Source organism: Acinetobacter parvus DSM 16617 = CIP 108168, assembly GCF_000368025.1.
GTDB lineage: Bacteria > Pseudomonadota > Gammaproteobacteria > Pseudomonadales > Moraxellaceae > Acinetobacter > Acinetobacter parvus.
Map to the genome: position 1 here is coordinate 113,349 of NZ_KB849211.1, position 7,355 is coordinate 120,703.

The following is a 7,355-nucleotide window of genomic DNA, read 5'->3' on the forward strand; positions in this document are numbered from 1 at the left end:
TATATTTTTATAAAAAAGGGATGCACAAGCACCCCTCTTCAAAACTTTTAACGCTTAAGCGCCCAACAAGCTTTGACCGCATACGCGAACAACGTTGCCTGTCACACCTGTTGAACCGGTAGAAGCATACCAAGCAATTGCTTCAGCAACATCTACAGGTAAACCACCTTGGTTCATTGAGTTCATACGGCGACCTGCTTCACGAATCGCAAATGGAATCGCAGCAGTCATTTGAGTTTCAATGAAGCCTGGTGCAACCGCGTTGATCGTAATACCATTCTTCAATGTTGGTGCAGTAAATTTAACCAAACCAATTACGCCCGCTTTAGACACTGCATAGTTGGTTTGACCCAAGTTACCCGCGATACCGCTGATTGATGATACACAAACGATACGACCATTTGCATTTAAACCATCATTAGAAAGTAAGTAATCGTTAACACGTTCAATTGCAGACAAGTTAATGTTGATGACTAGATCCCAAAGCTCTGGCTTCATGTTTGCCAAAGTTTTGTCACGAGTAATACCTGCATTGTGAACGATGACATCCAAACCGCCTAGTTTAGCCGCAGCAGTTTTAATTTTCTCGCCAGCGTCAGCAGCAGTAATATCGATTGCCAATACTGAACCGCCAATTGAACCCGCAACACGCTCAAGATCAGCTTGTTGTTGAGGAACATCTAAGCAAATCACATGTGCGCCATCACGTGCCAATACTTGTGCAATTGCTTCACCAATACCACGGCTTGCACCCGTTACGAGTGCAGTTTTACCCGCAAGTGGCTTAGCCCAATCTAATTTCACTATTTCTGCTTTAGAAATACGGATCACTTGACCAGATACATAAGCAGAGCGTGGTGAAATTAAGAAACGTAAAGTAGATTCCAAGTTTGCTTCAGCACCTTGATCTACATAAACCACTTGAGCAGTGATACCCTTTTTGAATTCTTTACCTACTGACTTGATAAAACCTTCAAGCGCACGTTGAGCAATGGCTTGTTTTACAGTTTTCGCTGTTTCAGGCGTTGTACCAATGACGATTACACGGCCAGAAGTTGAGATTTGACGCGCGATTGGATTAAAGAAGTTGTACAACTCTTTTAATTGTTCTGAATTTTGGATACCAGAAGCGTCGAATACGACTGCTTTAAACTTAGATTCTTTATCATCTGCATTCAAAGGACGAAGGTTTAAACCTACTTTTGCAGCAGTTTGCTGTAATTCAACGTTATTGCCTACGTAGCTATCTGCATGGATATTACTAAGAACCTGTGCAATAGAAGCGGAAATAGTGCTTGAAGGTGCTGCGCCAAGCAATACGGCACCATTTACAACAGGTTGGCCACTTTCAAAACGATCTAAGCTAACTGGTGACGGTAAACCTAAATTTTTTACAACAAATTTACCCAAAGGTGATTGTGTAAATGCTTGGTATTGATCGGTCATGATTATTATCTCTCATACAAATGAATTTTTTACAAACATCTAAACCATGTCAGCAAAATAACATGAAACCAATGTTTGATTGACTCGCAATAAATCATACTTGACTTCATGTCTGGATGTCTTGACCTGAATGTGGTCTAAATCGTCATTCTAGTCAATACAGCAGTATTGGAAATATGCTATGGTTATAGCAAGAATATCGCAATTATGCTTGGAAAAGCCTTATGAGCAAAACAACTCAAGAAAATCCAGCAGTCGAGAATTCTGCTCAAGAGACTGTGTCAAATACATCAAAAGCAACTTCTGCTCCAAGTAAAAGTGCTGACGCAACTCCTAAAGCAGCAAGTACGGCAACTAAAACGACTCGTCCTCGTTCTACCAGTCGTAGTACAAAAAGCACTGCTTCTTCTACATCTACAAAAGTAGCACCAGCTAAAACAACCAAACCTTCTGTTCAACAGGATAAAAGCATGAGCCAAAACACTGTTCGCCGTGTTGCCATTATTGGCGGTAACCGTATTCCTTTCGCACGTTCAAACGGCGCATATTTCACTGCCTCAAACATGGATATGTTCACCGCGACATTAAACGGCTTAGTTGAGCGTTTTAACCTACAAGGTCAACGTTTAGGTGAAGTGGTTGCAGGTGCGGTATTAAAACACAGCCGTGACTTCAACATGACTCGTGAGTGTGTTTTAAACACTCAGCTTGCACCAGAAACTCCAGCTTATGACATTCAGCAAGCATGTGGTACTGGTTTACAGGCAGCTTTCCTTGTTGCAAACAAAATCGCTTTGGGTCAAATCGAAGTGGGTATTGCAGGTGGTGTAGATACAACTTCTGATGCACCGATCGCTTTAGGTGATGGTTTACGTAAAGCTTTGCTTGAGTTGAACATTGCTAAAACAGGTAAAGATCGTTTAAAAGCTTTATCTAAAATCAATGTTAAAGATTTGATGGACGCACCTAAAAATGGTGAACCACGCACTGGTTTATCTATGGGTGATCACCAAGCAATTACTGCCCTTGAATGGGGTATCGCTCGTGAAGATCAAGACGCTTTAGCAGCTTCTTCTCATCAAAAAATGGCAAAGGCATACGAAGAAGGTTTCTTCGATGACTTAATCACGCCATTCTTAGGTTTAAGCCGCGACAACAACTTACGTGCTGACTCAACTGCTGAGAAATTAGCAAAATTAAAACCAGTATTTGGCAAAGGCGAAGCTGCAACAATGACAGCGGGTAACTCTACTCCACTTACTGACGGTGCTTCATGCGTACTTTTAGCTTCTGAAGAGTGGGCTAAAGCAAATGGCCATGAAGTTCTTGCTTACTTGACGTTCACTGAAACTGCTGCAGTTGATTTTGTTGGCAAGAAAGAAGGCTTATTGATGGCTCCTGCTTATGCAGTTCCACGTATGCTTGAGCGTGCTGGTCTTAAACTTCAAGATTTCGACTATTACGAAATCCACGAAGCGTTTGCATCACAAGTACTTTCTACTTTGAAAGCTTGGGAAGATGAGAAATTCTGTAAAGAGCGTTTAGGCTTAGATGCACCTTTAGGTTCAATTGATCGTAGCAAATTAAACGTTAAAGGTTCTTCTTTAGCTGCGGGTCACCCATTCGCTGCAACTGGTGGTCGCATCATCGCCACTGCTGCGAAAATCTTAAACCAAAAAGGTTCAGGTCGTATCTTAGTTTCGATCTGTGCTGCTGGCGGTCAAGGTGTAACAGCAATTATTGAAAAATAATTGCCGACCTAATCAATAAGGGGCTAGGTCTTTGGATTTAGTCCCTTTTTCCTTTGTACACGACAAAAATAGATAACTCATTGAAATAATGTCATAATAATTGTTTTCTAACGACGAATACTATGACACATCTCAACGAGTTATATCTTATCTTAAATAAATCTCTAAAATGGAACAAGTCACATTTAAAGTGCTTTTCGCTCATCATGCTTGTGATCATTTTAAAGCAAACATGCAATCTTTCTTCTGCATCTAAAGCCTTCCCCATCTGGTGCTTACCACAATCATTTTATCGACGTATGCAGCGCTTCTTTGCAGGTCAGTATTTTGATTATCGTCAAATATCTCAGTTGATTTTCAATTGACCGTGGAGGTGAGATGGCAGAACATAAAATACTCGAAGAAGATTTAGGCATAGATGTATATTTCTGTGACCCACATTCACCCTGGCAAAAAGGCACATGCGAAAATATGAATGGTTTAATTAGGCAATATTTACCTAAAGGGATTGATTTAAATCAGGCAGATCAGCATTATTTAAATCAAGTTGCCATGTCACTGAATACTCGTCCTAGAAAAGCGTTAGATTGGCTCACACCATTAGGAAATTTGCTCAGTTTGTTGATTATCATAAGGCTTTTAAAACTGTCGCACCTCATGTTTGAATTCTCCATCCTATATAATTCAAAATACTACAAAAATATTATGCAGTAAAAAAACTATTATGTAACAATATTGGAAGTTTGTTAATTTCTTTAGTGCCTCATGTCGTTCATTATTGGTATTGATCCTGGTTCACGTTTAACAGGTTATGGAATTATCGAAAAAGATGGTAACAAATTGCGTTTTGTTGATGCAGGAACCATTCGTACCGAAACACAAGCAATGCCTGAGCGTTTAAAACGCATTTTTGCGGGTGTTGAGCGGATTGTTAAGTTTCACGGTCCAACTGAAGCTGCTGTCGAACAAGTGTTTATGGCACAAAACCCTGACTCTGCCTTAAAACTTGGTCAAGCACGTGGCGCTGCGATTGCAGCATTGGTGAATTTGGATTTAAATGTAGCGGAATATACAGCACGTCAAATCAAGCAGTCTGTAGTGGGCTATGGGGCTGCTGAAAAAGAACAAGTGCAAATGATGGTAATGAAATTACTCAATCTTAGCATTCAACCACAAGCAGACGCCGCCGATGCGCTTGCTGCCGCCATTTGTCATGCTCATGCTTCAGGAAATATGAGCAAAATGGCAGTATTGAATGCTTTAGGTGGAATGGCGCGAGGAAGAAGTCGTTCGAGCAGTAGACGACGTTAGAATGCTAGAAAAATGCTATTAATTACCCCAATTTCAACTTTTTAAGTGATTGAAATAAAAGAGGTGGACCAGAAAATTTGAATAACACCTATAAGTGATATATTGCTCCCCAAATGATGTTATAAGTTGACAAAAACAACTAATCGTGCGAAAAGGTTTTTTTTAGTTAACAGATGTTCACACATGCCTCGAATTGTTTCTGTACCACTTAGTGTAGAACAGCGAGAACGACTCATTTTTTCTGGCCAAACATGCAAAAGATTGGCGTGAAAGACAGCGCGCCCAAACTATTCTCTGGCTTTCCGAAGGTAAAAGTGTTGCGGAAGTTGCCACTCTACAAGAACGTATCCCAGAAACCATAACGCTACAACGCCGACGTTGGGAATTTTATGAGTTTGAATCGATTAAAGAAGGTCATCGCTCAGGTCGGCCCAATACATTGATCTCAGACTATCAGGCGAAAATCCTAGATTGGGTCAATACAAGTCCACTCAATGCAGAACAAATCCGAGTCAAACTACATGAAGAATACGAAGTGTCCGTGTCTGTTGAAACCATTCGTAAGTTTTTACGTGATTCAGGTAGGGTCTTCAAGCGTACCCGTCATAGCTTGAAAAAAAAGAGATCCGATTGCATTTGAACAAGCAACACAGCAGATTAAAGAATTACGAGAGCAAGCGGCACGTGGTGAAATTATATTAGGTTATGTTGATGAAACAGGGTTTTCATCTAAACCTGATAACTGCTATGCGTGGACAAAGATAGGTGATGTTCATGCGGTTGATGCAATAAGATTAAAACGAGTTAATGTCATGGGGTGTTTGCTTTCAACGGGGAAACTGGTGACAAGTTGTTTACAAGAGTCAGTTACAAGCACTTGGTTTTATGCCTATTTAACTGGAATAGCTCAACAAGTAAAACAGACTTATAACCTTCCATTGGTTCTTATTGTTGATAATGCCTCGATTCATAGAAGTAAAAAGATGGCTGATTACAGAGAGCTACTTAAAAGTAACTTTTCGACGAATTTGTATTTTATTCCAGCTTATAGCCCTGAGTTAAATCGAATCGAGATGGTATGGAAGCAGATGAAATATTATTGGCGAGATTTTCAAGTGATGACAGCTGATAAAATAGAGCAATGGGTGGAGAGAGTATCAAACCAATTCGGAAAAGAATACATGTTTACTTTTTAATGACAGCTTAGACTTCTTGCGTTAGTCAAATTTTAAGCAGCCAAAAGCTATATTTTATGAGGTTTTAGCCAATTCAAAAATTAGATAAAACTATACTTTCGCAAGAGGTCTATTAATTAACCCGAATCCACTTAATTAATTCAAATATAGTTAAAAAAAGGTTTCATAAATCAAAAAAATAAAAATATGATATGATATGATATGATATGATATGAATATTTTTTAAAATCTTATGTTTCTTGCAAAAAAAATAATCGGCTTAGATATTCTACGCTTTTTAATGGCTTTAATAATGGTTACATATCACGTTCAACCATTATTAGGAAAATCTTTTTTTAATGAACTTAGTTTCAATGGATTTTTAGCCACAAGTACATTTTTTATTCTATCTGGATTTATTTTAACTCATGTATATTATAAAAAAATTCAAACAAATACTTTTTCTAATACTAATTTTTTAATTAAAAGATTCTCAGCTTTATATCCAATACATATTTTTACCTTACTAATATCAATATTATTTTTCTTCATACTGCACTTTATCATGAAAAAAAGTTTTCCAATCGAGGTTGGTATACATGTCTTGCCAGGATTAACCTCAGATCAGACTTTTAGCATTGATTTTCAAGATATATTACTTTATATTTTAGAAGCAATAACACTAGTTCATGCATGGGATTATCGTTTCTTATTTTTTAATATTGCTTCTTGGTCTATTTCCGCTCTTTTATTTTTTTATTTATTCTTTTTTATACTTGTAAAAAATATTAAAGATATTAAAAATTTGAATAAATTATTGATTTTATTATGGTGCATATCTCTGCTACCTATTATATATTTAACTAGTCTACAAAATTTTTCCAATGAAATTGTGGGTTTTATTCACAGAAATCCACTACTACGCTTACCTGACTTTATTTTTGGGATATTATTTTATCTAATATGCTTAAGAGTAAATAAATATTCAAAAAAATTGCAATTTTTTTCTATAATTTTCTCTATTTTAGGTTTTTTAAGTGCACATTACCTAGTTAAAAATAACCCTCAGAATTGGTTTTTTTTAGCGCATAATGGTTTATTTTTATTTCCAGAAATGGCTTTAATTTATGCATTTTTAAATATTAATATTTCAAATACAAAAATTAAAATACTTATCGAGAAGCTTGGGAAATGCTCATTAACAATTTATATGCTACATATACCATTATTAGCTATTTATAATATTATTTATAAAGTAATTTTAGCTTCATTTAATTCAAAAAGCTTAAATGAATTAATTTTAAATGCGAAAAATATTGAATATATAAATCTGCCAGCTTTTATAGTTTTTATGATCATTTTATTAGCTATTAGCTATTTCTTACAAGAAAAGGTTTTTACACCTATACAAATTAAATTATCAAATAGGCTAATTATCAAAAAAGACTCTGTACACGACAAAAATAGATAACTCATTGAAATAATGTCACAATAATTGTTTTCTAACGACGAATACTATGACACATCTCAATGAGTTATATCTTATCTTAAACAAATCTCTAAAATGGAACAAGTCACATTTAAAGTGCTTTTCGCTCATCATGCTTGCGATCATTTTAAAGCAAACGTGCAATCTTTCTTCTGCATCTAAAGCCTTGCCCATCAAGTGCTT

5 protein-coding genes and 4 pseudogenes are annotated in these 7,355 nt (G+C 36.7%); 8 read left to right on the forward strand and 1 reads right to left on the reverse strand.

The annotated features are described in order from the left end of the window. Positions 1–54: 54 nt before the first annotated feature. A complete protein-coding gene (locus F988_RS02645; protein ID WP_004680907.1) occupies positions 55–1,446 on the reverse strand; it encodes a 3-oxoacyl-ACP reductase in 1,392 nt (463 codons plus the stop codon). A 224-nt stretch (positions 1,447–1,670) separates the two neighbouring features. Between F988_RS02645 and F988_RS02650 the strand changes: the two genes are divergently transcribed. The 8 genes and pseudogenes from F988_RS02650 to F988_RS14960 form a co-directional block, all read left to right on the forward strand. Beyond that, the gene (locus F988_RS02650) at positions 1,671–3,197 is read left to right on the forward strand and encodes an acetyl-CoA C-acetyltransferase (protein ID WP_004680908.1); all 1,527 of its coding nucleotides are present in this window, start codon (positions 1,671–1,673) and stop codon (positions 3,195–3,197) included. A gap of 122 nt (positions 3,198–3,319) precedes the next feature. After that, positions 3,320–3,559, forward strand: a pseudogene (locus F988_RS02655) (IS4-like element ISAba33 family transposase); the annotation flags it as partial. A 1-nt stretch (position 3,560) separates the two neighbouring features. Next, positions 3,561–3,862 (forward strand): annotated as a pseudogene (locus F988_RS14955) (IS30 family transposase); the annotation flags it as partial. 100 nt (positions 3,863–3,962) lie between these two features. After that, positions 3,963–4,508 carry a crossover junction endodeoxyribonuclease RuvC gene (ruvC, locus tag F988_RS02665; RefSeq protein ID WP_004677756.1) on the forward strand — a complete coding sequence of 182 codons (546 nt, stop codon included), beginning with the start codon at positions 3,963–3,965 and terminating at the stop codon, positions 4,506–4,508. A gap of 183 nt (positions 4,509–4,691) precedes the next feature. Beyond that, a pseudogene (locus F988_RS14280) lies at positions 4,692–5,148 on the forward strand (helix-turn-helix domain-containing protein). Positions 5,149–5,164: 16 nt separating this feature from the next. Then, positions 5,165–5,704, forward strand: a complete 540-nt coding sequence (locus F988_RS02670) for an IS630 family transposase (RefSeq protein ID WP_249399893.1) — start codon at positions 5,165–5,167, stop codon at positions 5,702–5,704. A 232-nt stretch (positions 5,705–5,936) separates the two neighbouring features. Beyond that, positions 5,937–7,154, forward strand: coding sequence for an acyltransferase family protein (locus F988_RS02675; protein ID WP_004680911.1), 1,218 nt, complete (start codon positions 5,937–5,939; stop codon positions 7,152–7,154). A 46-nt stretch (positions 7,155–7,200) separates the two neighbouring features. Next, positions 7,201–7,355 (forward strand): annotated as a pseudogene (locus tag F988_RS14960) (IS4-like element ISAba33 family transposase); the annotation flags it as partial.